Source organism: Pseudomonas sp. JDS28PS106, from assembly GCF_036706555.1.
Taxonomy (GTDB): Bacteria; Pseudomonadota; Gammaproteobacteria; order Pseudomonadales; family Pseudomonadaceae; genus Aquipseudomonas.
The window spans coordinates 95,479-116,080 of record NZ_JBAJGT010000003.1; the positions used below are offsets into that span (position 1 = coordinate 95,479).

Sequence of the window (20,602 nt, forward strand, 5' to 3'; positions counted from 1 at the left end):
CGCGCCAGATCGCCAGCAAGCTGGCTCCTGCCAGAAAATCCAGGCATGCCGCGAAGTCACGCGTTCATGCTTATTCATCACTCTGGGGCCTGGACGCTTTCAGGCTCTGCGGCCGTTGGCTCGGCTGGCGCTTCCTGGGTCTGCACGTCGAACGAACCGGCCTCCGCAGGCGCCGCCAGAGGTTCGCTGGCTCCGATAGGCGCAGCGGGCTGAGGTACGGGTTCGGCCACTGGAGCCGGCTCGGCAGGCGCAGGCGCGACAGGTTCAACGGGTTTTGGCTCCGGCGCCTTGGGTGCAAGAGCAGCAGGCGCGGCTTCAGGCTCACCCAGTTCCGCCTTGGGCTTCTCGACGATATGCGCAGCCTTCTTCACCTCCGGGGGCAGGAAGTTCTCCACCAGCGCGAAAAACCGGTCATAGAATTTTGCCGACGCCACAGTCTCGCTCGCCACTTTGACCATGGAGTCGTCGGTAGAGCCGATGGGCATCGACAACGAACCTAGCACCCCTACCCCGAGGCTTGCCGAGGTATTGGTCTTCTTGAGCGCGTAACGGTCTTGCAGAGCGTTGGCGAACATGGTCGAGGTGCCGCCCGTGGCGTCGGCCGCGCATACCAGGTTGAAGCTGATTTCGATGTGGGTGTCGCCGGTCTGCTGAAAGCTCTTGCGCCCGCTGATCATCTTCGGGTCGCTGCTGGTGATGATGTAGCCCTGACTGAGCAATGCCCGACGTCCAGCCTCGCAGGACGCCAGGTCCGCTGCCGGGTAACTGCGGGAGAAGGTGCCCGCGTCATCGAAATGCTCATGATCGTAGACGGCCTGCTTGGAAGACGAACAGCCCGCGGCGAGCATCATCGCGGAGATCAGGCAGGCAGTGCTAACGCTCATTGACTTAAACATCGAAAACCCTGGCTAGGAAGAGACTGCGAGGAGAACGCAGCGGGCCGAAAAAACGGCTTCAAGTCTGCAACATGGCTGGCAATGGATCAACGCACAATTGGCAAAGTTCGTGACACAAACCGCCCTGCGCGGCATCAAACGGCGGGCAACAAAAAAGCGACCCTGAGGTCGCTTTCCTGTTCGTTCCAGGGAGTTCAAGGGCCCTGGAACTTGATATGGCGCAGCGGACGGGACTCGAACCCGCGACCCCCGGCGTGACAGGCCGGTATTCTAACCGACTGAACTACCGCTGCGTATCGCTTGTACAACTCTGCATCGGATCGAACTGCTTGTGCATTTCGATCCAGGACCCGGCGAACCCGATCCTTGAAATATGGCGCAGCGGACGGGACTCGAACCCGCGACCCCCGGCGTGACAGGCCGGTATTCTAACCGACTGAACTACCGCTGCGCATGGTGGACTTCCGTCCTGGTGTTACATTTGAAAGCCCTCGTGTATCAGCCTTCAAACTCAACGATGGTGGGTGATGACGGGATCGAACCGCCGACCCGCTGCTTGTAAGGCAGCTGCTCTCCCAGCTGAGCTAATCACCCTTTGCTTCGTTGAGGCCGCGAAATTTACGCACCTGATGAACCTAAGTCAATACCCTGATTGAAGTTTTTTTCAAAACGCTTCAATCCGTCCTGATCGCGCTGCCCGCCGAAGCGGCGGTTGCACCCTGCGCGACTCAGGCGCAAGCGCATGACCCGCAGCCTTTCTTACTCGGCGTAGACCATCTTTTTGGTCATTCCGCCATCGACCACGAACTCCTGCCCTGTAACGAAGCTGGCGTTCCGGGACAGCAACCAGGCAACCATGGCCGCTACGTCTTCCACAGTCCCTACCCTGCCCGCCGGATGCTGGGCATGGTCGCTTTCCGACAGCGGTTCGGCGCGGCGAACGGAGGGGTCGCGCGCGTCGATCCAGCCAGGACTCACCGCGTTGACGCGAATCTCCGGCCCCAGACTGATAGCCAGTGCATGCGTCAGCGCCAGCAACCCGCCCTTGCTCGCGGCGTAGGCTTCGGTATCAGGCTCCGATTGCCGCGCTCGCGTGGAAGTCAGATTAACGATGCTGCCGCAATGGGCGCGCAGGTAAGGCGCACAATGTTTGGCCAGCAGCATGGGGCCGGCGAGATTGACGGCCAGAACCTTGTTCCAGTGAGCCAGCGGCAGACTTTCCAGCGTGCCGTTGTGCGGATCCGCCACCGCGGCATTGCACACCAGCGCATCTAGCCGGCCGAAGCGCCGGAGCACCTCGGCCACCGCGCCGACGACCTGATCTTCCACGGACACGTCCATGGTGATGAACAACGCATTGTCGCCCAGCGCCTGCGCCACCTTGTGGCCCCGATCACGGTCCAGATCGGTCAGCACCACCTGCCAGCCCTCCGTGATCAGCCAGGCAGAGATGCCCAGGCCGATCCCGCGCGCTGCGCCAGTCACCAGCGCGACACGCCCGTTGTTGGCGCTGGAGAACTGCATCGACCAGTCGCTCACAAGGCCGCCAGACCGCGCGCCAGGTCAGCCTGCAGGTCGGCGACGTCTTCCAGCCCCACGGCGATCCGGATCAGGCTGTCGCGAATGCCGGCCGCTTCACGCTCCTGTGGCGCCAGACGCCCGTGGGACGTGGTGCTCGGATGAGTGATGGTGGTCTTGCTGTCGCCCAGGTTGGCGGTGATCGAAATCAGCCGGGTAGCGTCGATGAAGCGCCAGGCGCCCTCCTTGCCACCCTTGACCTCGAAACTGACCACCGCGCCGAAGCCCTTCTGCTGGCGCTGCGCCAGCTCATGCTGCGGATGACTCTTGAGACCGGCGTAATGAACCTTCTCGATGCCGTCCTGCTGCTCCAGCCACTCGGCGAGTGCCTGAGCATTGGCGCAGTGAGCACGCATGCGCAGGTTCAGGGTTTCCAGACCCTTGAGGAATACCCAGGCATTGAACGGGCTGAGCGTCGGCCCTGCGGTGCGCAGGAAGCCGACCACTTCCTTCATCTGCTCGCTGCGTCCGGCGACGACACCGCCCATGCAACGACCCTGGCCGTCGATGAACTTGGTCGCCGAATGCACGACGATGTCCGCACCCAGCAGCAATGGCTGTTGCAGTGCCGGGGTGCAGAAGCAGTTGTCGACGATCAGCATGGCGCCCTTGGCATGGGCGATTTCGGCCAGTGCGGCGATATCGACCAGCTCGGCCAGAGGATTGGAAGGCGACTCGACGAACAGCATCCGGGTATTGGGCTTGATCGCCGCGTCCCAGCCGCCCAGCTCCGCCAGCGGCACGTAGTCCACTTCGATGCCGAAACGCTTGAAGTACTTGTCGAACAGGCTGATGGTGGAACCGAACACGCTGCGCGACACCAGCACGTGGTCGCCGGCGCTGCACAGGCTCATGACCACAGCAAGCGTGGCGGCCATGCCGGTCGAGGTCGCTACCGCCTGTTCCGCGCCTTCGAGCGCAGCAATGCGCTCTTCGAACGAGCGCACGGTCGGGTTCGTGTAGCGGGAATAGACGTTGCCAGGCACTTCGCCGGCGAACCGCGCGGCCGCGTCGGCGGCCGTGCGGAAGACATAGCTGGAAGTGAAGAACATGGGATCGCCATGCTCTCCTTCAGGTGTGCGGTGCTGCCCGGCACGTACGGCGAGGGTATCGAAACCCACGCCTTCGAGGTCGCTGTCCAGCCGACCGGCATCCCATTCCTGAGTCATGCCGCCCTCTCCTTGTCCAAATCAGTTGTTGTACAGATCGATGATCGCGCTCACTGCCTGGCTCTTGACCTTGGAAGCATCGTTGCGCGCCTGCTCGATCCTGTTCAGATAATGCTCGTCGATATCGCCGGTCACGTACTTGCCGTCGAATACCGAGCAATCGAAGTTGTCGATCTTGATTTTCTTGCTCCCGCTGACCGCCTCGATCAGGTCGTTAAGATCCTGGTAGACCAGCCAGTCGGCACCGATGAGGTCGGCCACGTCCTGGGTGGAACGGTTGTGAGCGATCAGCTCGTGAGCACTCGGCATGTCGATGCCGTAGACGTTGGGGTAACGCACCGCCGGCGCCGCCGAACAGAAATAGACGTTCTTGGCGCCGGCTTCGCGGGCCATCTGGATGATCTGCTTGCAGGTGGTGCCGCGCACGATGGAGTCATCCACCAGCATGACGTTCTTGCCGCGGAATTCCAGCTCGATGGCGTTGAGCTTCTGGCGCACCGACTTCTTGCGCGCGGCCTGGCCGGGCATGATGAAGGTACGACCGATGTAACGGTTCTTGACGAAGCCTTCGCGGAATTTGACGCCCAGACGGTTCGCCAGCTCCAGGGCAGCGGTGCGGCTGGTGTCGGGAATCGGGATCACCACGTCGATGTCGTGATCCGGACGCTCGCGCAGGATCTTGTCGGCCAGCTTCTCGCCCATGCGCAGACGCGCCTTGTAGACCGAGATGCCGTCGATGATCGAGTCCGGACGGGCCAGGTATACGTGTTCGAAGATGCAGGGTGCGTACTTGGGGTTCGGCGCGCACTGGCGGGTATGCAGCTTGCCGTCTTCGGTGATGTATACCGCTTCGCCCGGCGCCAGGTCGCGGATCAGGGTAAAGCCCAGCACGTCCAGCGAAACGCTTTCGGAGGCGATCATGTATTCGACGCCTTCGTCGGTATGCCGCTGGCCGAACACGATAGGACGAATGGCGTCCGGATCGCGGAAGCCGACGATGCCGTAGCCGGTGATCATCGCCACGACCGCATAGCCGCCACGGCAGCGTTTGTGGACGTCGGTGACCGCCGCGAAAATGTCTTCCTCGGAAGGCTGCAGCTTGCCGCGCACCGCCAGTTCATGGGCGAACACGTTGAGCAACACTTCAGAGTCGGAGCTGGTGTTCACATGGCGCAGATCGGATTCATAGATCTCTTTCGCCAGCTGCTCGACGTTGGTCAGGTTGCCGTTGTGCGCCAGGGTGATGCCGTAAGGCGAGTTGACGTAGAACGGCTGGGCCTCGGCCGAAGTCGAGCTGCCCGCAGTGGGATAACGCACATGGCCGATACCCATGTGGCCGACCAGGCGTTGCATATGACGTTGATGAAACACGTCGCGCACAAGACCATTGTCCTTGCGCAGGAATAACCGGCCATCATGGCTGGTAACGATACCGGCAGCGTCCTGGCCGCGGTGCTGGAGGACGGTGAGCGCGTCATACAGCGCCTGATTGACGTTCGACTTTCCAACGATACCGACGATGCCACACATGCGACACAACCCCTACTTAGTGGTACTGGATTTACCGAGCACTTCCTGCGGCAACGCAGCCGGCAGAATCTGCTCCTTGAACGGCAACTCAGCAGGTACGCTGATGCCGCTGGCGAGCCATTGACTGGACATCCCGAGAATCAGGTTCTTGGACCAGTCAGCGACCATGAGAAACTGGGGAAGCAGCCTCGATTGCTGCCACCATTGATCCTGTTGCACGGGGCCCAGGCTCAGCAGCCCGACCGCGATGACGACCAGCAGGCCCCCGCGCGCCGCGCCGAAGACCATGCCGAGAAACCGGTCCGTCCCGGAAAGCCCGGTGACGCGAATCAGTTCGCCCAGAAGAAAATTGACCATGGCGCCAACCAGCAGGGTGGCGACGAAAAGAATGGTACAGCTCGCGATGACCCGAGCCGACGGAGTCTGAATGTAATCGACCAGGTACAGCGACAGGCCCGCACCGAACATCCAGGCAACGACGCCTGCAATGATCCAGGTCATCAACGACAGGGCTTCCTTGACGAAGCCGCGTTTCAGACTGATCAAAGCGGAAATGACGACGATTCCGAGAATCGCCCAGTCAACCGGAGTAAATGCCACGTTGCAGCCTACAAACCGTTAAGGCGGCGCATTTTAGCAGAGCGGCCGCCCGTGGGTAAGCAGCGATTATCGGCGGGATGCATTTTCCTGCGATGCATCCCGCCGAAGCGTCGCGCTCAGCCTCGTTCGGGCTGGAAGCGCACGACGATTCCCTTGAGCTTCTGCTGCTTGTCCAGCTGATCACGCAGACGATCGGCTTCGGCACGCTCGATCAGGGGACCGACGAATACCCGGTTCACGCCGTTGGCGGTCCGGATATAAGCGTTGTAACCCTGGGCACGCAGCGTCTTCTGCAGATTGTCGGCGTTGGCGCGGTTGGACATGCTCGCCAGTTGCACCGACCAGCTGACCGACAGGCCGTTGGCATCGACACCCGCAGGTGCGGCGGGTTTTGCGGCAGCCTGCGCGGGAGCGGGAGCGGGAGCTGCGGCCGGTGCCGTCGCCGGGGCTGGCTTGGGAGCCGGCTTGGGCGCGGCGGGCGCGCTCGCAACCGGTGGCGGAGTCTGCGCGGCAGGCGCAGGCGCGATCGGCATCGACGGAGGCTGGGCTGACGGAGCGGCCTGATCCTCGACCACCGGCTCCTCGGGCAGCATCTGCTGCTCGGGCACCGCTACCGGCTCCACTTGCGTCTGCGGCACGGCCGGTGCCTGCGGCGCGGCAGGCGCTTCCACCTGCACCTGACGGGACTCATCCTGCCGGGTGAACAGCATGGGCAGGAAGATGACCGCTACGGCGATCAGCACCAGAGCGCCGACCATCCGCTGTTTGAATACGTTATCCAGCAAAGCCATTTGCAGCTTCCTCTAGGAGGCCTCTCAGGTGGGGCCGGCCAGCCATTCCAGAGCCTCGGCCACACAGTAAAAAGATCCGAACAGCAGAATTTCGTCATCGGCCGTTGCGAGCGCGCATTGCGCCTCGAGCGCCAACGCAACGCTCTGATAGGACGTCACTCGTGCGCCAAGGTTCTGCAACACGGATTGCAACTGCTCGGCCGGTCGAGTCCGGGAGGTCGGCAAGGCAGTCACGGCCCATTCGTCGATGACCGACGTCAGCTCCGCGACCACGCCTTCAAGATCCTTGTCGGCCAGCAGTCCGAAGACTGCTCGACGCTTGCCCCCTGCCGGCCGGCGCGCAAGACACTGGGCAAGAAACTGCGCCGCATGTGGATTATGGCCTACATCCAGCAGCAGGTTCAGTTTCTTGCCCTGCCAATGGACCACCCGGCGATCCAGCCGACCGGCGAGCCGTGTGCCGGCCAGTGCGCGCCCGACCGCAACGGCCTCCAACGGATAGCCCATCTGCGCGAAGGCCTGAATGGCCAGCGCGGCGTTGGGCATCGGCAGTTCCAGGAGCGGCAGGCCGCGCAGCTCCTGCGGACGGCCGTCGACGACCCCACGCCAGTCCCAGCTGTGCTCGCCAATCGACAGATCGAAACCCACCCCTCGCACCAGCAACGGGCAACCCAGTTCGCGCGCCTTGTCGATCAAGGGTTCGGGCGGCTGGGTATCACCGCACAGCGCCGGGCAGCCGGGGCGGAAAATGCCGGCTTTTTCAAAAGCCACCGATTCGCGGGTATCACCCAGCCAGTCCGCATGATCGACACCGATGCTGGTCACCAGAGCAAGGTCGGCGTCGATCAGGTTGACGGCATCCAGACGACCACCCAACCCGACTTCCAGCACCACGGCATCGAGCTGTGCCTGCTCGAACAACCAGAATGCGGCCAGGGTGCCCATTTCAAAGTAGGTCAGGCTTACAGTACCCCGAGCCGCTTCGACGGCGGCGAAGGCCGCGCAGAGCTCAGAATCGGTTGCCTCGACGCCCTGTACCCTGACCCGCTCGTTATAGCGCAGCAGATGCGGAGAACTGTAGACGCCTACTTTGAGACCCTGGGATTGCAGCAGCGCCGCGACGAACGCGCAGGTCGAGCCCTTGCCGTTCGTACCCGTTACCGTGACCACTCGCGGCGCGGGACGGCCAAGCCCCAACTGCCGGGCCACCTGACGCGAGCGATCAAGCCCCATGTCGATGGCTGACGGATGGAGCTGTTCCAGGTAGGCGAGCCACTCGCCCAGGGTCTTGGGGGTCATACGGTAGCCGGAGCCGGTGGAACGATGACAGGCTCGATCACCGGCGCCACGAAGGTCGGGGTCGGCAGATTCATCATCTGGGCCACCAGATTACCCAGACGCGGACGCAGCTCGCTGCGGGAAACGATCAGGTCGATGGCCCCGTGATCCAGCAGGAACTCGCTGCGCTGGAAACCTTCCGGCAGTTTTTCGCGTACGGTCTGCTCGATGACGCGCGGGCCGGCGAAACCGATCAGCGCTTTCGGCTCGGCGACGATCACGTCACCCAGCATCGCCAGACTCGCCGATACACCGCCGTAAACAGGGTCGGTGAGCACGGAAATGAAGGGCAGGCCTTCTTCGCGCATCCGCGCCAGTACCGCGGAGGTCTTGGCCATTTGCATCAGGGAGATCAGCGCTTCCTGCATCCGCGCACCACCGGAGGCCGCGAAGCAGACCATGGGGCAGCGGTTTTCCAGCGCGTAGTTGGCAGCGCGCACGAAACGCTCGCCCACCACCGCGCCCATCGAACCACCCATGAACGAGAACTCGAACGCCGATGCCACGATCGGCATGCCCAGCAAGGTGCCGCTCATGGAAATCAGCGCATCCTTTTCACCGGTCTGCTTCTGCGCAGCGGTCAGGCGGTCCTTGTACTTCTTGCCGTCGCGGAATTTGAGACGGTCCACCGGCTCCATTTCCGCACCCAGCTCGGCACGGCCATCCGCATCCAGGAAGATGTCCAGGCGTGCGCGTGCGTCGATGCGCATGTGATGGTTGCACTTGGGGCAGACGTCGAGGGTCTTTTCCAGTTCAGGGCGATACAGCACCGCTTCGCAGGACGGGCATTTGTGCCAGAGGCCCTCGGGGACCGAGCTTTTCTTCACCTCGGAACGCATGATCGAAGGGATCAGTTTGTCTACCAACCAGTTGCTCATGCTTTCTTTCTCCAGTACCGGTTCGGCTCGAACGCGTGACGCTTGCGCGTCACACGCATGCCCTAACTCAATTCGTTGATGTAGCGATAGCGCAAGCAGCGGTCGGCATCGGCCGGACCTGCATGCTTGCGCATTCCGATTTGTTTCCTGGCGGGGCGACGGACATAAACCTCGCCCACTTGATTCGACCTGCAAGACTCATGACTAATGGCAGGAACAGGCTTATGGACGGCGGCTGACCTTCAGCCGTCACATCAGGCGCCCTGGACCGCGCTCATGAACGCGAGAATCTTTTCACGGTCCTTGATGCCCTTGCTCTTCTCGACGCCGCCACTGACATCGACCGCATAGGGGCGGACCTGCGCGATGGCCTGCGCGACATTGGCCGAGGTCAGCCCGCCGGCAAGGATGATCGGTTTCTCCAGCTCACTGGGGATCAAAGTCCAGTCGAAGGTCTCACCCGTACCACCGGGCACGCCTTCGACGTAGGCATCGAGCAGGATTCCCCGTGCATTGCGGTAACTGCGGCAGGCTTCGGCAATCTGGTCGCCCGCCTTGACGCGCAACGCCTTGATGTAGGGTCGGTAATGCCCTTCGCACTGCTCCGGCGTTTCGTCGCCGTGGAACTGCAGAAGATCCAGAGGCACCGCGTCCAGCGTTTCGTTGACTTCACAGCGGCTGGCGTTGACGAACAGCCCCACGGTCGTGATGAAGGGCGGCAAGGCGGCGATGATCGCTCGCGCCTGCTGCACGTTCACGGCCCTGGGACTTTTTGCGTAGAACACCAGACCGATGGCATCCGCACCCGCCTCGACCGCTGCCAGGGCGTCTTCTATGCGGGTAATGCCGCAGATCTTGCTACGAACGGCTGACATGTAGTTAAACCTCAAGCCTTCCGGAAAGCTCTGAATGTTAGCAAAAGGTTGCCGAATCGTCAGCCGCCAAGTTCATTGAAGCCTGTAAGAAAATGCGGTCCTATGTAGCGATCCGGTAAAGGGAACTCGTCGTGATATTCGACCTGGACCAGATACAGGCCGAACGGATGGGCCGTCACCCCGCCCGTGCGACGCACACGGCTTTCCAGCACATCCCGCGCCCATTCGACCGGCCGCTCGCCGGCGCCGATGGTCATCAGCACGCCTGCGATGTTGCGCACCATGTGATGCAGGAACGCGTTGGCGCGCACGTCGATGACGATCATCTTGCCGTGCCGGGTCACCCGCAAATGGTGCAGTTGCTTGACCGGCGACTTGGCTTGGCACTGCCCTGCCCGGAACGCACTGAAATCATGAGTACCGACCAGATACTGCGCGGCTTCGGCCATGCGTTCGACGTCCAGCGGCCGGTGATTCCAGGTGATTTCCTGCCCCAGATGCGCGGGACGGATCTGGTCGTTGTAGATCACATAGCGGTAGCGACGCGCGATGGCCTTGAACCGGGCATGGAAATTCGCCGGCATGACCTTGGCCCAGGTGACGCTGACGTCATGGGGCAGATTGATGTTGGCGCCCATGACCCAGGCTTTCATGGTGCGCTCGGCCTGGGTATCGAAATGCACCACCTGCCCGCAGGCATGCACGCCGGCATCGGTACGCCCGGCGCACATCAGCGACACCGGAGAATCGGCGACCTTCGACAAGGCGTCTTCCAGGGTCTCCTGCACCGTGAGCACGCCGGAGGCCTGTCGCTGCCAGCCGCAATAACGCGAGCCTTTGTATTCCACACCCAGCGCAATGCGGGAAAAACCCTCGGCCGCCATCTCCGCGGCCGGGTTGTCTATGTTCGCCAAGGTCTACAGCCTGTGGGGTTGCGAAAAAAGTCGGCCATTATACGGCCGCGAAAAAAAGACGCCAGCGGCCCGCCGCGCAAAAACGAACGGCCGCAAGCGCGGCCGTTGTTCATGGGCGAAACAGGATCAGGCAAGGCGTGACAGCATTTCCCGGGCCTCGCTCTTCTGACCGTCATCACCTTCGACGACGACTTCATCGAGAATGTCGCGGGCGCCGTCGGCGTCGCCCATGTCGATGTAGGCCCGCGCCAGATCCAGCTTGGTCGCCGCTTCGTCGCCGCCCGCCAGGAAGTCGAATTCAGGCTCGTCATCCAGCGCCGCGGCGTCCTGCTCGGTGAAGGTCGGTTCGCCGAGGTCAGGCTGTTGCAGGTTCTGGGACAGGCGATCCAGCTCGGCGTTGACGTCATCGATCTCCGAGGCGAAGGCCGCGGAGGCCTGATCGTTTTCCATCTCGTCCGCCAGGGACAGATCGAAGTCTTCCGGCAGCTCCAGGTCCTCGCTTTCAGGCTCGGGCTCGGTCGCACCCAGATCCAGCGGGTCGTCACCCAGAACCAGCGGCTCACTGGCCGGATCCAGCGAATCCTTGTCCAGATCCAGCAGGAACTCATCCTCGGTCTTGAGGGCCGGATCCTCTTCCGACAGATCCAGATCGAAATCCGCCAGATCGTCGGGTTCGGCAGGCTGGGCGCTTGCAGCGGTCTGCTCCTGCAACACGGATTCGAAGCTCGGCGTCGGCTCAACGGCAGGCGCGACAGGCTGGTCCAGCAGCAGCTCATCCAGGTCGTCGACCGTGTTGACTTGCGGCGTGGAATCCTGCTCGAACTGCTCCAGGCTCAGATCGAAATCGTCCTCGGGCGCAGGCGCAGGCTCATCGGCGTCATCAGCAAGCAGATCCTCGACATACTTGGCCTTGAGCTCAGCCGCCAACGCAGCGGCTGAAGCGGCCGCTGCGGCAGTCGTGGCCACCGCTGCCGCCGACCCGGTCGATTCGGATGAGGCCGGTGCTGCGACAGGGGCTGCGGGCTCGGCCTGTTTTTCCAGAACCGGCGTTGCCACCGGCGCGGAGTTCATGGTCGGGTATCGATCTTTTAGCTGCTCGACCTCAGCTTCACGCTTTCCCGCAGCCACCAGCTTCCTTTCATGTGCCGCGAACGCCTTGTTGTTGCCTTGCTCGGCGTAGATCTCCATGAGTTTCAGACGAATATCGTCACGCTCCGGATCTTCCTTGACGGCCTCCTCCAGAAGCTCGATAGCCTGATTCATGCGCCCGTAGGCAATGTGGATCTCGGCCTGGACCAATGGGTCCGCCGGGCGCTCGCGCGCTGCCGTGACGCCGGCTGCCGCAGCTGCAGCCGCACCGGCCGCCGCGCCCATGCGGACGTTCGGCGATTGCACATCAAGGCCGTCAAAGCTGGTGGGTGGGCTATTCATGTCCATGTCGGCGTTGAATTGCGACTCTTCCGCCAGGGCACGGGCCATACGCTTATGTTTCTCGGCCTCTGCGCGAGCGTTGCGACGGCGTGCCAGGAACAGCAGCAGCAATGCCAGAAGCAGTACCGCCGCCCCGCCGATCAGGCCAAGCAGGATTGGATTGTTCAGCACGCTTTGCAGAGGGTCTTCCTGCTCCTGCGGCGCCACAGGCTCGACCTGCAGCGGCTGCTCGGCATTCGGAGCGGTGATCTGGGCGGCGCCGGGCGGCAAGGCGTCTTCCGGCGCCACCTCGCCCTCGGGCTTGACCGGCGCACCGTTGGCATCCACCAGCGCGGCGGGTAGCGCGGGATTGACCGCCGGGTCCGCCGGGGCGCCGACAGCGCCTGGGGCGGCGGCCGCCGGCGCATTGGCCTCAGGCGTGGCACCGGCGGCCTGCATGCGGGCTAGCTGGCCGTTCTTGAGCTCGATGATACGTTGCAGCTTGTCGAGCTGACTCTGCAGGTCGCTCATGCGGCTTTGCAGTTCGGCGTTGTCACGACGCGAAGTGTCGAGCGCCTCCTGGGTCGTCGCCAGTTTGTTGCTCAGGTCGCCGTCTCCGGCCGCACCCTGAGCACCTGGCTGTCCTGTCGCCGAGACCAGACTCAGATTGTCCCCGGTCTCGACCTGGGCCGGTGCGGCGCCCGGACGCGCACGACGAGTAGCATCCACCTGACGCGCACCAGCTGCCGGCAAGCGGCGGCCTTCACGCCATGCGCGGTATTGCTGGGAGACTTCTGCCACGGCCTGGGCCTGGGGCAGCGCGGTCGATTGCTGCGGCGTCGGCAAGCGCAGAACTTCGCCTTTCTTCAAGCGGTTGATGTTGCCGCCAATGAAAGCGCTGGGGTTCAGGGCCTGGATCGCCAGCATGGTCTGCTGGACGGTGCCGCCATTGCGGACCCGTTCGGCGATCTCCCACAACGTGTCGTTATTGACGGTGACGTATTGAGCGGGTGCCTGCGCGGCGGGCGCAGGCGGCTGCGTTGCGGCATCCGGTGCCTGGGCAGGCGCCGGAGCAGCAGGCGCGGTGGCCTCGGGCGTCGGCGCGCTGGCCGGCAACTGGGCCGGAGCGGCAGGCGCGGCGGCGGGTGCGGCCGGTTGCTGCGCAGCTGCCGCCGCGGCGGCTGCTTCCGGCGAAAACTTGGGCGGATCGAGCAGCAGGCTGTACTCACGCAACAACCGACCGTTCGGCCAGAGCACCTGAACCAGGAATTTGACGTAAGGTTCGAGCACCGGCTTGCTGGAGGTGATACGCAGCACGCTGCGGCCATTCTCGTTGATGACAGGCGTAAACGTCAGATCGCTGAGGAAAGCCGGGCGCGTGACGCCGGCCTGAGCGAAATCGGCGGTAGTAGCCAGGCTTGGAACCACCTGCGCGGCGTTGAGCCCCTGTGCATCGGTCAATTCGATCTCGGCCACCAGCGGCTGATTCAAGGTCGATTTGACCGACAACTCACCGAGCCCCAGCGCGTGGGCCATTCCGGAAGACAGCGCGGAAGCCGCGGCGATAGCTAATACCAGTTTACGAACCTGAACCATAGCCCATCCCTTGTTTAAAAATTCCCCGGCGACCGGAGAGGTAATCCTGCATTTGGGTGTAAGGCATATCGCCGCTATTCAATACGTCTTAAAACTGTTGCAAGTATCTTTTACACATAATCTTTTATCAACAATTCGGCGACCTGCACAGCATTGAGCGCGGCACCTTTTCGAACATTGTCGCAAGTTAGCCAAAGATCGAGTTGTCGATCATCGTCGATGCCAAGACGCACACGCCCGACGTAGACGGCGTCCTGGCCGACTGCGTCGCCCACCGGCGTTGGATAGTCTCCGGCTTCCACGAGTTCGACGCCCGTCGCTTTTTCGAGTGCCGAGTTCACAGTGGCCAGATCGATCCGGCTCGCGGCCTGAACCGAAACGGTAAAACTGTCACCGAAGAAAACCGGCACCTGAATACAACTGGCTGAAACTTTCAGCCCGGGAATTTCCAGCAACTGTTGAACTTCAGCGACCATTCGCCGTTCCAGCGGCAAGTGCCCTGACTCATCGGGCGTGCCGACCTGAGCCAACAGATTGAATGCCATCTGACGATCATAGAAACCGGTTTCCAGCGGACGAACGTTGAGCAGGTCGGCGGTCTGACGGGCCAGGTCGGACACCGCCTCGCGCCCCTGAGCCGACACCGCCAGACAGGCGGTGACCGTTACCCGCTGGATATCGAGCAGACCGCACAACGGCGCCAGCGCCATGGCAACGGCGGTCGCACAGGCACCGGGGCTGGCGATCAGACGCGTTTGGGCCGGGTCGGCACTGATGACTTCGGGGTTGATTTCCGGAATGACCAGAGGGGCCTGCGAACCGGGGAAGGCTCCCGACAAGTCGATGACCGAACATCCGGCGGCGGTGGCCCGCGTCACGACATTGCGGGATACGGCCGGGCCAGCGGCGAGGAAAGCCAGACGTACCTGGCTGAAATCGAAGCTGTCCACTTCACGCACCCGCAGGTTCTTGCCCTTGAACGGCACCGACTGCCCCGCCGATTCACTGCTGGCGAGCAGGTGCAGCGCACCCACAGGAAAATCGCGCTCTTCGAGAATCTGGACGATGGTTTCGCCAACCGTACCGGTGGCGCCGACCACGGCGATGTCGAAGGACTGGCTCATGCGAAAACCTCAGCAAAATCAGGGAGCGGCACTTTAACTTCTGCACTTCCTACAGGCAATTGAGCCGGTCCGCTCTCGCCCACGCTCATGGCTCCAGCCCGATGGGAAAAAATTCACCGTGACTCCAGACGCCGAGCCAGCGTTGTCCATCGACAGTGCGCGACACGGCCAGCTCGACCAACTGGTAGAACACGTTGCGATTGATCAAGGCTTCGAGATTGGCACGCACATGCACGTACGGCGAAGGCTCTTGAGTCCGCGGATCGATCACGACCCGCAGCGGATGCTCTGGGCCGGCTTCGACCTCGTCCTCGACGTTGGTGATAAATCGCAGGACTTGCCGCTCGCCTTCGCCTTGCACATCGAGCCGGACCGCCACGAACGGCGCGTCGTCGACCTTGATGCCAACCTTCTCCACCGGAGTGACGAGCAAATAGTCGTCGCCGTCCCGGCGCAGAATGGTGGAAAACAGGCGCACCATCGGCTTGCGACCGATGGGCGTGCCCTGATAGAACCAGGTGCCATCCCGCGCGATACGCATGTCGATATCGCCACAGAACGCCGGGTTCCAGAGATGAACAGGCGGCAACCCCTTGGATTTCGGGACCTGTGCGAATAGATCGCCCGCCTTGCCTGAGTCAGTCATGCCTTGCTCCTAGCGTGGTACACCCAAGAGCATACGAGCGTAGTCCTCTAGGGGTGGGCCGAGCAAATCCTCCGGACTCTTGTCGTAAAGCGTCAGCAAACCGCCGCGACTGCGAATGCGTGCGCTGTCGATCAGGTAACGGGTATTGGTCTCGATCAGCATCAGCTGGATGACCCCTGTGTCCACGCCCAGGCGGTCCACGGCTTCCTGATCCGCCCACTGGTCGCCGTTGCCGATGCGATCATCGGCCTTGGCGAAGCGGGTGTAGAGCAGATAATGCGCACCGGCGCTGCGCGCCTCGATCATCGCTTCGTTCAACCCCAGCGGCGCCGGCGCGCGACGCACCATCGGGAAATACTCGACGAACCCCTTGAACGCCTCCTCGGCCACGACATTGGGACGTGGATAGGCATTGCCGGGCGGCACGAACGCGCCCTGCGCAATGTAAATGAAAGAGTCGGGCTGGACACGCCAGTTGGATATGCGACGGGTGTCGCTGTGGTCGAGCAGACCGGCATCGCTGAATTGCTCGCGAACGCCCTCGCCCATGTCACTGACTTTCATGCAACCGCTCAACGCCAGCAGCGTCAGCAGTAGAACCAGACTACGCATCCTTCCCTCCAGAAACCGGTGACGGAAAACCGGCGAATGGCCTTGGGATGCAGCTTCCGCGCCAGCTCTATCGCAAAGACTGGCGAAGCGCTGTAAATCTAGCCTTTGGCAGGCTCGGAGCGACCTTCAGCCGGACTGGTGTGAGCGGACGCATCGGTATCGCGCTTGCGCTTGTTGCCCATGCGCACGCCGATATCCATCAGGAAGTGGAAGAAGCCTTCCTGATCTTCCAGCACGTTGCTCCAGAACGGCGAGTGGTACAGCGCTACGGCGCCGTGCACCAGCGCCCAGGCCGCGCAATAGTGATAGTACGGCGGCACGTCTTCGAGCTTGCCTTCGGAAATGCGCCCCTTGATCAGCAGCGTCAGGTGCTCGAAATTCGACGCGCGTATCTTGTGCAGTTCTTCGACCAGCTCGGGCACCTGATTGCCCTTGACCACCTTTTCTTCCAGACGGTCAAACAAGCGATAGCGCTGAGGATCGCGCATGCGGAATTCGAAGTAGGCGCGGGACAGCGCTTCCTTGTCCTTGTCCACATCGGCCGAGTGCAACAGTTCGTTCAGATCACGCTCGTAGTCGAGCATCAGCCGCAGATAGATCTCGGCCTTGGATTTGAAGTGCTTGTAGATGGTGCCTTTGCCTATGCCCACGGCATCCGCGATCATCTCGACGGTAACGCTGTCTTCACCCTGCTCCAGGAACAGCTTGAGCGCGGTATCGAGAATTTCCTGTTCGCGACGGCGAAACTCGCGGACTTTACGAGGTTCTTTCTGCATAAGAAGGTCTGTAAGGCTCGAAATCGAAGTCGCGTATTATGCCCAAGTTGCGCCGGATTGCACGGATCATCCGACTATCACGTCGCATCTCGACATCAGCGACAGTGCTCGGGTCAGTGCTCCGAAACATCGACCGCCTGCCCGGCGACGAATTCCATGTAGCCGCTGATGACCACGTAGACCGTGAACCAGGCGAAGATGGCTGCCGAAGCGATGTAAGCCCAGCGCAACATGCGCTCGCCCATGAATCGTCCACCTTGATGCGCCAACGCGCAGAGGGCGACCGACCAAAGGATGCCCGCCGCCAGGAATCCGCTCAGAAAAACCGAAGCACTTTCCGTACTGTATCCTTGCCGGGCAATAAGCGCTCCACCTACGGCGGCGAACCAGAGAATGGCGCTCGGAGAGGACATGGCGAGGAAGATGCCGCGCAAAAACAGCGCCAGGCCGGTCTTGCCCCACTGCCCAGGCTGGGCGTCTATGCCTGCGCTCACCGTCGCGGCGCTCATGATCATCCTGAAACAGAACCAGGCCAACACTGCAGTCCCGCCAAGCCACAGCACGTAGCGCACCGCTTCGTATTGCAACAGCACCGCCATGCCCAGCATCGCCAGTACCGCATAGGCAAGATCCCCCACACAGGTTCCGAGCCCGAGCAGCAGCCCTTGGGTAAAGCCGCGCTGCATCGACAGGGTGATCATCGCGATATTGGCCAGCCCGATATCCAGGCACAGCGACAGACTCAAGAGAAAACCGTTGGAAAATTCCATTATCCAGCCTGATGACGATTGAGAACCACGGCCCGGAGTGCAGAGCTACTTTCAAGCACTGAGCGACAGGACCGCTATTCCAAAATTGTTTAAAAAATAACCAAAAGCGACTGGACGCCCGGAAATCCTGAACGATACTTCAATCGTTGGCGACCCATCTCCCCCAAGTGGCGCGCCAGTAAAGGCGCCAATGGACACCGTGCCTTTGTTTTACTCCTAATGGTCTTGACCCGGCTTCACCCCCCAGAATCCGGGTTTTTTTTGCGCGGGATTTGACGGTCAGCGAACGTGGGCCAATGGAAACAGGCGCTTGAAATTCGCTGTCGTCTGCTCGGCAAACCGTTCGAAAGGCTCACCCCGCAGCATCGCCAGAAACTCCGCGACATCCCTGACATATTCCGGCAGATTCGGCTTGCCGCGATGAGGAATGGGCGCAAGATAAGGCGAGTCGGTTTCCACCAGCAAGCGGTCGGCGGGAACCTGACGAGCGACGTCGCGCAGTGCGTCCGCGTTGCGGAAGGTCACGATTCCGGACAGGGAGATGTAGAAACCCAGATCGAGCGCGGCCTTGGCCATTTCCCAGTCTTCAGTGAAGCAGTGCAGCACGCCTGCTTGCGGCAACGCCGCGTCGCCCAGTAACGCCAGAGTGTCGGCGCGGGCGCCGCGGGTATGCACGATCACCGGTTTACCGGTGCTTCGGGCCGCTTGCAGATGCAGACGAAACGAGGCCTGCTGCAACTCCGCCGCTTCCGGCTCGTAATGATAATCCAGCCCGGTTTCGCCGATCGCCACCACGCGCGGGTGGTCCAGCTCGGTCAGCAACCAGTCCAGTGCCGGCGCTTCGCCCGGCTTGAGATCCAGCGGATGCACGCCTACCGAGCAGTCGACATCTTCGTAACGGTCAGCCAGCGCCTTTACGGCCCCGGCGTTGTCGGCACTGACACCGATGCACAGGAAATGGCCGACGCCCCGGCCGCGGGCGGCATCAAGGGCGGCATCCAGTGAGCCCTGATGCTGGGCGAGATCGAGTCGGTCGAGGTGGCAATGGGAATCTACAAGCATGAGGCAACTACATGGTGTGAGTGGGACGGTCGGATTTGAGCGCGCCGACCAGATAGGTTTCGATCAGGTTGCGGGCGGTGTTGTCGCCATCGTTGAACTGCACGCCGATACCGGCGGTGCGATTGCCCTGGGCGCCTTTGGGGGTGACCCAGGTGACCTTGCCGGCGACCGGGACTTTCTCGGGCTCGTCCATGAGGCTCAGCAGCATGAACACTTCGTCGCCCTGCCGGTAACTCTTGGTGGTCGGGATGAACAGGCCGCCGTTCTTGATGAACGGCATGTAGGCCGCATACAGCACGGCCTTGTCCTTGATAGTCAGTGACAGGATGCCGTTACGTGGGCCAGTGTTGAGCGGCAGGTTCATTGCGATGTCTCCCAGGGTTCCAACTGACAGCTCCGAAAACAGAGTCTACGCCTGTCCGGGCAGCCCTGCCCACTGCACCAGCAGTGCTTCAAGCAGCAATACCCGATTGAGGTTAGCCTTGGACAGCACTTTCTGGCGCTGCGCCAGCACCCACTCCTGCAACTCGAGCACCTTGCCCCGCGTGGATTTCTGCGCGAGGTATTGCACCACCTTCTGCATGTCGGTCAGCCCCAGCCCTTGCTCGTCCTGAGTGAGCTGGTAGCGCAGGATCAATTGCGACCAGTCGCAGAACCAGTCGAACAATTGCAACAGCGGCACGTCTTTCCAGCCTTCCGCCAGCTGCGTGGGAGACTGCTCGCGCTTGAGCAGTTTCTTGACGCCGTCCACCACCTGGGCCCGCTGGGCACGCACGCCCTGCCCGTGCAGCTTGACCGCGGCCAGCGGCGAGCCGGCCGCCAGGCTCAGCAACTCGGCGCGTTCCTGGTCGGAACAGTCCGGCAGCGCGCCGCCCAGCCAGTCCAGACTCATCTGCGGACCGGGCAACGGACAGGCCTGTTGCACGCAGCGGCTCTTCACCGTCGGCAGCAACCGGCTTGGCTGATGACTGATCAGCAACAGGATGGTATCGCCCGACGGCTCTTCGAGACTTTTCAACAAAGCGTTGGCCGCATTGATGTTCATCGACTCGACCGGCTCGATCAGCACCACCTTGCGGCCGCCCATTTGCGAGGTCTGGACCACGAAACTTACCAGATCGCGGACCTGATCGACCTTGATCGGCTTGTCCGCCTCCTCGGGTTCGAGAATGTAGTTGTCAGGATGACTGCCGGCCGCCAGCAGCAGGCAGGATTTGCACTGCGTACAGGCTTCCAGCCCGTTGCGGCTCTGGCACAGCAGGCTGGCCATCAGACGCTCGGCCAAAGCACGCTTGCCGATCCCGATGGGGCCGTGCAGCAGATAGGCGTGGGAATGCCGGGCGCGGCCCGCCATTTGCTGCCACAGCGACGCCTGCCACGGATAGGCCTCAGCCACGATGGCGCTCCAGCACTTGCGGCAACCAGCCGTCCAGCGCCTGCTGCACTTCATTCAGTGGCCGGGATGCGTCGATCAGCCGATAACGCGCAGGATCTGCCTCGGCGCGCGCAAGGTAAGTGCCGCGCACTGCTTCGAAGAATGCGCGCCCTTCCTGCTCGAACCGGTCCAGACGCCCGCGCGCCGCCGCGCGCGCCAGCCCGACTTCGACCGGCAGATCGAACACCAGCGTCATATCCGGACGCAGGTCGCCCTGTACGAAGCTTTCGAGCACCGCGATACGGTCGTGGGACAAGCCCCGGCCGCCGCCCTGATAGGCGTAGGTCGCATCGGTGAAACGGTCGCACAGGACCACTTCGCCGCGCGCCAGCGCCGGCCGGATCACCTGCGCCAGATGTTGCGCGCGTGCAGCGAATACCAGCAGCAGTTCGGCATCGGCGCACATGGGTTCGTCGCTGGGTGCCAAGAGCAGCTCGCGGATCTGCTCGGCCAGGGGCGTGCCGCCCGGCTCGCGGGTCAGCAGAACCTCGACACCTCGGGCGCGCAGTTGCGCGGCAAGATAATCGCGATTGGTGCTCTTGCCGGCGCCTTCCGGGCCTTCCAGAGTGATAAACAAGCCAGTCACAGGTGGTCCTTAGAAA

Annotated in this window: 20 protein-coding genes, 3 tRNA genes and 1 pseudogene; all 24 read right to left on the reverse strand. The window is 62.4% G+C overall.

Annotated elements, in window-relative coordinates; all coding sequences use genetic code 11:
* Window positions 1–77: 77 nt before the first annotated feature.
* The 24 genes and pseudogenes from TRP66_RS05710 to tmk all read right to left on the reverse strand — a co-directional run bounded on the left by TRP66_RS05710 (window position 78) and on the right by tmk (window position 20,586).
* Window positions 78–896 (reverse strand): DUF2242 domain-containing protein, encoded by an 819-nt coding sequence (locus tag TRP66_RS05710; protein ID WP_333400408.1) that lies wholly within the window; start codon window positions 894–896, stop codon window positions 78–80.
* A 216-nt stretch (window positions 897–1,112) separates the two neighbouring features.
* Window positions 1,113–1,189: transfer RNA gene (locus TRP66_RS05715), tRNA-Asp, on the reverse strand.
* An 81-nt stretch (window positions 1,190–1,270) separates the two neighbouring features.
* Window positions 1,271–1,347, reverse strand: a tRNA-Asp gene (locus TRP66_RS05720).
* A gap of 67 nt (window positions 1,348–1,414) precedes the next feature.
* Window positions 1,415–1,490: transfer RNA gene (locus TRP66_RS05725), tRNA-Val, on the reverse strand.
* A gap of 24 nt (window positions 1,491–1,514) precedes the next feature.
* The gene (locus TRP66_RS05730) at window positions 1,515–1,640 is read right to left on the reverse strand and encodes a hypothetical protein (protein WP_333400409.1); all 126 of its coding nucleotides are present in this window, start codon (window positions 1,638–1,640) and stop codon (window positions 1,515–1,517) included.
* 15 nt (window positions 1,641–1,655) lie between these two features.
* Window positions 1,656–2,420 (reverse strand): SDR family oxidoreductase, encoded by a 765-nt coding sequence (locus TRP66_RS05735; RefSeq protein ID WP_333400806.1) that lies wholly within the window; start codon window positions 2,418–2,420, stop codon window positions 1,656–1,658.
* An 11-nt stretch (window positions 2,421–2,431) separates the two neighbouring features.
* Entirely contained in the window at window positions 2,432–3,643 is a 1,212-nt protein-coding gene (locus TRP66_RS05740) for an O-succinylhomoserine sulfhydrylase (RefSeq protein ID WP_333400410.1), read from the reverse strand.
* 21 nt (window positions 3,644–3,664) lie between these two features.
* A complete protein-coding gene (purF, locus tag TRP66_RS05745) occupies window positions 3,665–5,173 on the reverse strand; it encodes an amidophosphoribosyltransferase (protein ID WP_333400411.1) in 1,509 nt (502 codons plus the stop codon).
* A 12-nt stretch (window positions 5,174–5,185) separates the two neighbouring features.
* Window positions 5,186–5,773 (reverse strand): CvpA family protein, encoded by a 588-nt coding sequence (locus TRP66_RS05750; RefSeq protein WP_333400412.1) that lies wholly within the window; start codon window positions 5,771–5,773, stop codon window positions 5,186–5,188.
* Window positions 5,774–5,889: 116 nt separating this feature from the next.
* Window positions 5,890–6,564 (reverse strand): SPOR domain-containing protein, encoded by a 675-nt coding sequence (locus tag TRP66_RS05755; RefSeq protein ID WP_333400413.1) that lies wholly within the window; start codon window positions 6,562–6,564, stop codon window positions 5,890–5,892.
* A pseudogene (gene folC / locus TRP66_RS05760) lies at window positions 6,548–7,863 on the reverse strand (bifunctional tetrahydrofolate synthase/dihydrofolate synthase). The gene TRP66_RS05755 and the pseudogene folC overlap by 17 nt, the downstream one beginning before the upstream one ends.
* Window positions 7,860–8,780, reverse strand: coding sequence for an acetyl-CoA carboxylase, carboxyltransferase subunit beta (accD, locus tag TRP66_RS05765; protein WP_333400414.1), 921 nt, complete (start codon window positions 8,778–8,780; stop codon window positions 7,860–7,862). The pseudogene folC and the gene accD overlap by 4 nt, the downstream one beginning before the upstream one ends.
* A 254-nt stretch (window positions 8,781–9,034) precedes the next feature.
* Entirely contained in the window at window positions 9,035–9,655 is a 621-nt protein-coding gene (locus TRP66_RS05770; protein WP_333400415.1) for a phosphoribosylanthranilate isomerase, read from the reverse strand.
* A 59-nt stretch (window positions 9,656–9,714) separates the two neighbouring features.
* Entirely contained in the window at window positions 9,715–10,539 is an 825-nt protein-coding gene (gene truA / locus TRP66_RS05775) for a tRNA pseudouridine(38-40) synthase TruA (RefSeq protein ID WP_333400807.1), read from the reverse strand.
* Between the two features lie 156 nt (window positions 10,540–10,695).
* A complete protein-coding gene (locus TRP66_RS05780; RefSeq protein ID WP_333400416.1) occupies window positions 10,696–13,575 on the reverse strand; it encodes a FimV/HubP family polar landmark protein in 2,880 nt (959 codons plus the stop codon).
* Window positions 13,576–13,685: 110 nt separating this feature from the next.
* On the reverse strand, window positions 13,686–14,699 hold the full coding sequence (locus TRP66_RS05785; RefSeq protein ID WP_333400417.1) for an aspartate-semialdehyde dehydrogenase: 1,014 nt from the start codon (window positions 14,697–14,699) through the stop codon (window positions 13,686–13,688).
* Between the two features lie 85 nt (window positions 14,700–14,784).
* Window positions 14,785–15,345 carry a DUF1285 domain-containing protein gene (locus TRP66_RS05790; protein ID WP_333400418.1) on the reverse strand — a complete coding sequence of 187 codons (561 nt, stop codon included), beginning with the start codon at window positions 15,343–15,345 and terminating at the stop codon, window positions 14,785–14,787.
* A gap of 9 nt (window positions 15,346–15,354) precedes the next feature.
* Window positions 15,355–15,957, reverse strand: coding sequence for a DUF4823 domain-containing protein (locus tag TRP66_RS05795; protein WP_333400419.1), 603 nt, complete (start codon window positions 15,955–15,957; stop codon window positions 15,355–15,357).
* Between the two features lie 98 nt (window positions 15,958–16,055).
* Window positions 16,056–16,733 carry a TetR/AcrR family transcriptional regulator gene (locus TRP66_RS05800; protein WP_333400420.1) on the reverse strand — a complete coding sequence of 226 codons (678 nt, stop codon included), beginning with the start codon at window positions 16,731–16,733 and terminating at the stop codon, window positions 16,056–16,058.
* A 113-nt stretch (window positions 16,734–16,846) separates the two neighbouring features.
* Complete coding sequence (locus tag TRP66_RS05805; protein ID WP_333400421.1) at window positions 16,847–17,503, reverse strand: LysE family translocator; 657 nt, start codon at window positions 17,501–17,503, stop codon at window positions 16,847–16,849.
* A gap of 279 nt (window positions 17,504–17,782) precedes the next feature.
* Window positions 17,783–18,565, reverse strand: a complete 783-nt coding sequence (locus TRP66_RS05810) for a TatD family hydrolase (protein WP_333400422.1) — start codon at window positions 18,563–18,565, stop codon at window positions 17,783–17,785.
* A 7-nt stretch (window positions 18,566–18,572) separates the two neighbouring features.
* Window positions 18,573–18,929 carry a PilZ domain-containing protein gene (locus TRP66_RS05815; protein ID WP_333400423.1) on the reverse strand — a complete coding sequence of 119 codons (357 nt, stop codon included), beginning with the start codon at window positions 18,927–18,929 and terminating at the stop codon, window positions 18,573–18,575.
* 45 nt (window positions 18,930–18,974) lie between these two features.
* Window positions 18,975–19,961 carry a DNA polymerase III subunit delta' gene (locus tag TRP66_RS05820; protein ID WP_333400424.1) on the reverse strand — a complete coding sequence of 329 codons (987 nt, stop codon included), beginning with the start codon at window positions 19,959–19,961 and terminating at the stop codon, window positions 18,975–18,977.
* On the reverse strand, window positions 19,954–20,586 hold the full coding sequence (gene tmk / locus TRP66_RS05825; RefSeq protein ID WP_333400425.1) for a dTMP kinase: 633 nt from the start codon (window positions 20,584–20,586) through the stop codon (window positions 19,954–19,956). Before tmk ends, TRP66_RS05820 begins: the two co-directional genes overlap by 8 nt.
* Window positions 20,587–20,602 lie beyond the last annotated feature (16 nt).

Excerpts from the sequence above, each read along its gene's own strand:
- TRP66_RS05770 (WP_333400415.1), bottom strand. The coding sequence starts at position 9,655 with ATGTCAGCCGTTCGTAGCAAGATCTGCGGCATTACCCGCATAGAAGAC.
- purF (WP_333400411.1), bottom strand. The coding sequence starts at position 5,173 with ATGTGTGGCATCGTCGGTATCGTTGGAAAGTCGAACGTCAATCAGGCG.
- TRP66_RS05790 (WP_333400418.1), bottom strand. The coding sequence starts at position 15,345 with ATGACTGACTCAGGCAAGGCGGGCGATCTATTCGCACAGGTCCCGAAA.
- TRP66_RS05735 (WP_333400806.1), bottom strand. The coding sequence starts at position 2,420 with ATGCAGTTCTCCAGCGCCAACAACGGGCGTGTCGCGCTGGTGACTGGC.
- truA (WP_333400807.1), bottom strand. The coding sequence starts at position 10,539 with ATGGCGGCCGAGGGTTTTTCCCGCATTGCGCTGGGTGTGGAATACAAA.
- TRP66_RS05730 (WP_333400409.1), bottom strand. The coding sequence starts at position 1,640 with ATGCGCTTGCGCCTGAGTCGCGCAGGGTGCAACCGCCGCTTCGGCGGG.
- accD (WP_333400414.1), bottom strand. The coding sequence starts at position 8,780 with ATGAGCAACTGGTTGGTAGACAAACTGATCCCTTCGATCATGCGTTCC.
- TRP66_RS05740 (WP_333400410.1), bottom strand. The coding sequence starts at position 3,643 with ATGACTCAGGAATGGGATGCCGGTCGGCTGGACAGCGACCTCGAAGGC.
- TRP66_RS05710 (WP_333400408.1), bottom strand. The coding sequence starts at position 896 with ATGTTTAAGTCAATGAGCGTTAGCACTGCCTGCCTGATCTCCGCGATG.
- TRP66_RS05780 (WP_333400416.1), bottom strand. The coding sequence starts at position 13,575 with ATGGTTCAGGTTCGTAAACTGGTATTAGCTATCGCCGCGGCTTCCGCG.
- TRP66_RS05755 (WP_333400413.1), bottom strand. The coding sequence starts at position 6,564 with ATGGCTTTGCTGGATAACGTATTCAAACAGCGGATGGTCGGCGCTCTG.
- TRP66_RS05800 (WP_333400420.1), bottom strand. The coding sequence starts at position 16,733 with ATGCAGAAAGAACCTCGTAAAGTCCGCGAGTTTCGCCGTCGCGAACAG.
- TRP66_RS05810 (WP_333400422.1), bottom strand. The coding sequence starts at position 18,565 with ATGCTTGTAGATTCCCATTGCCACCTCGACCGACTCGATCTCGCCCAG.
- TRP66_RS05815 (WP_333400423.1), bottom strand. The coding sequence starts at position 18,929 with ATGAACCTGCCGCTCAACACTGGCCCACGTAACGGCATCCTGTCACTG.
- TRP66_RS05795 (WP_333400419.1), bottom strand. The coding sequence starts at position 15,957 with ATGCGTAGTCTGGTTCTACTGCTGACGCTGCTGGCGTTGAGCGGTTGC.
- TRP66_RS05785 (WP_333400417.1), bottom strand. The coding sequence starts at position 14,699 with ATGAGCCAGTCCTTCGACATCGCCGTGGTCGGCGCCACCGGTACGGTT.
- TRP66_RS05805 (WP_333400421.1), bottom strand. The coding sequence starts at position 17,503 with ATGGAATTTTCCAACGGTTTTCTCTTGAGTCTGTCGCTGTGCCTGGAT.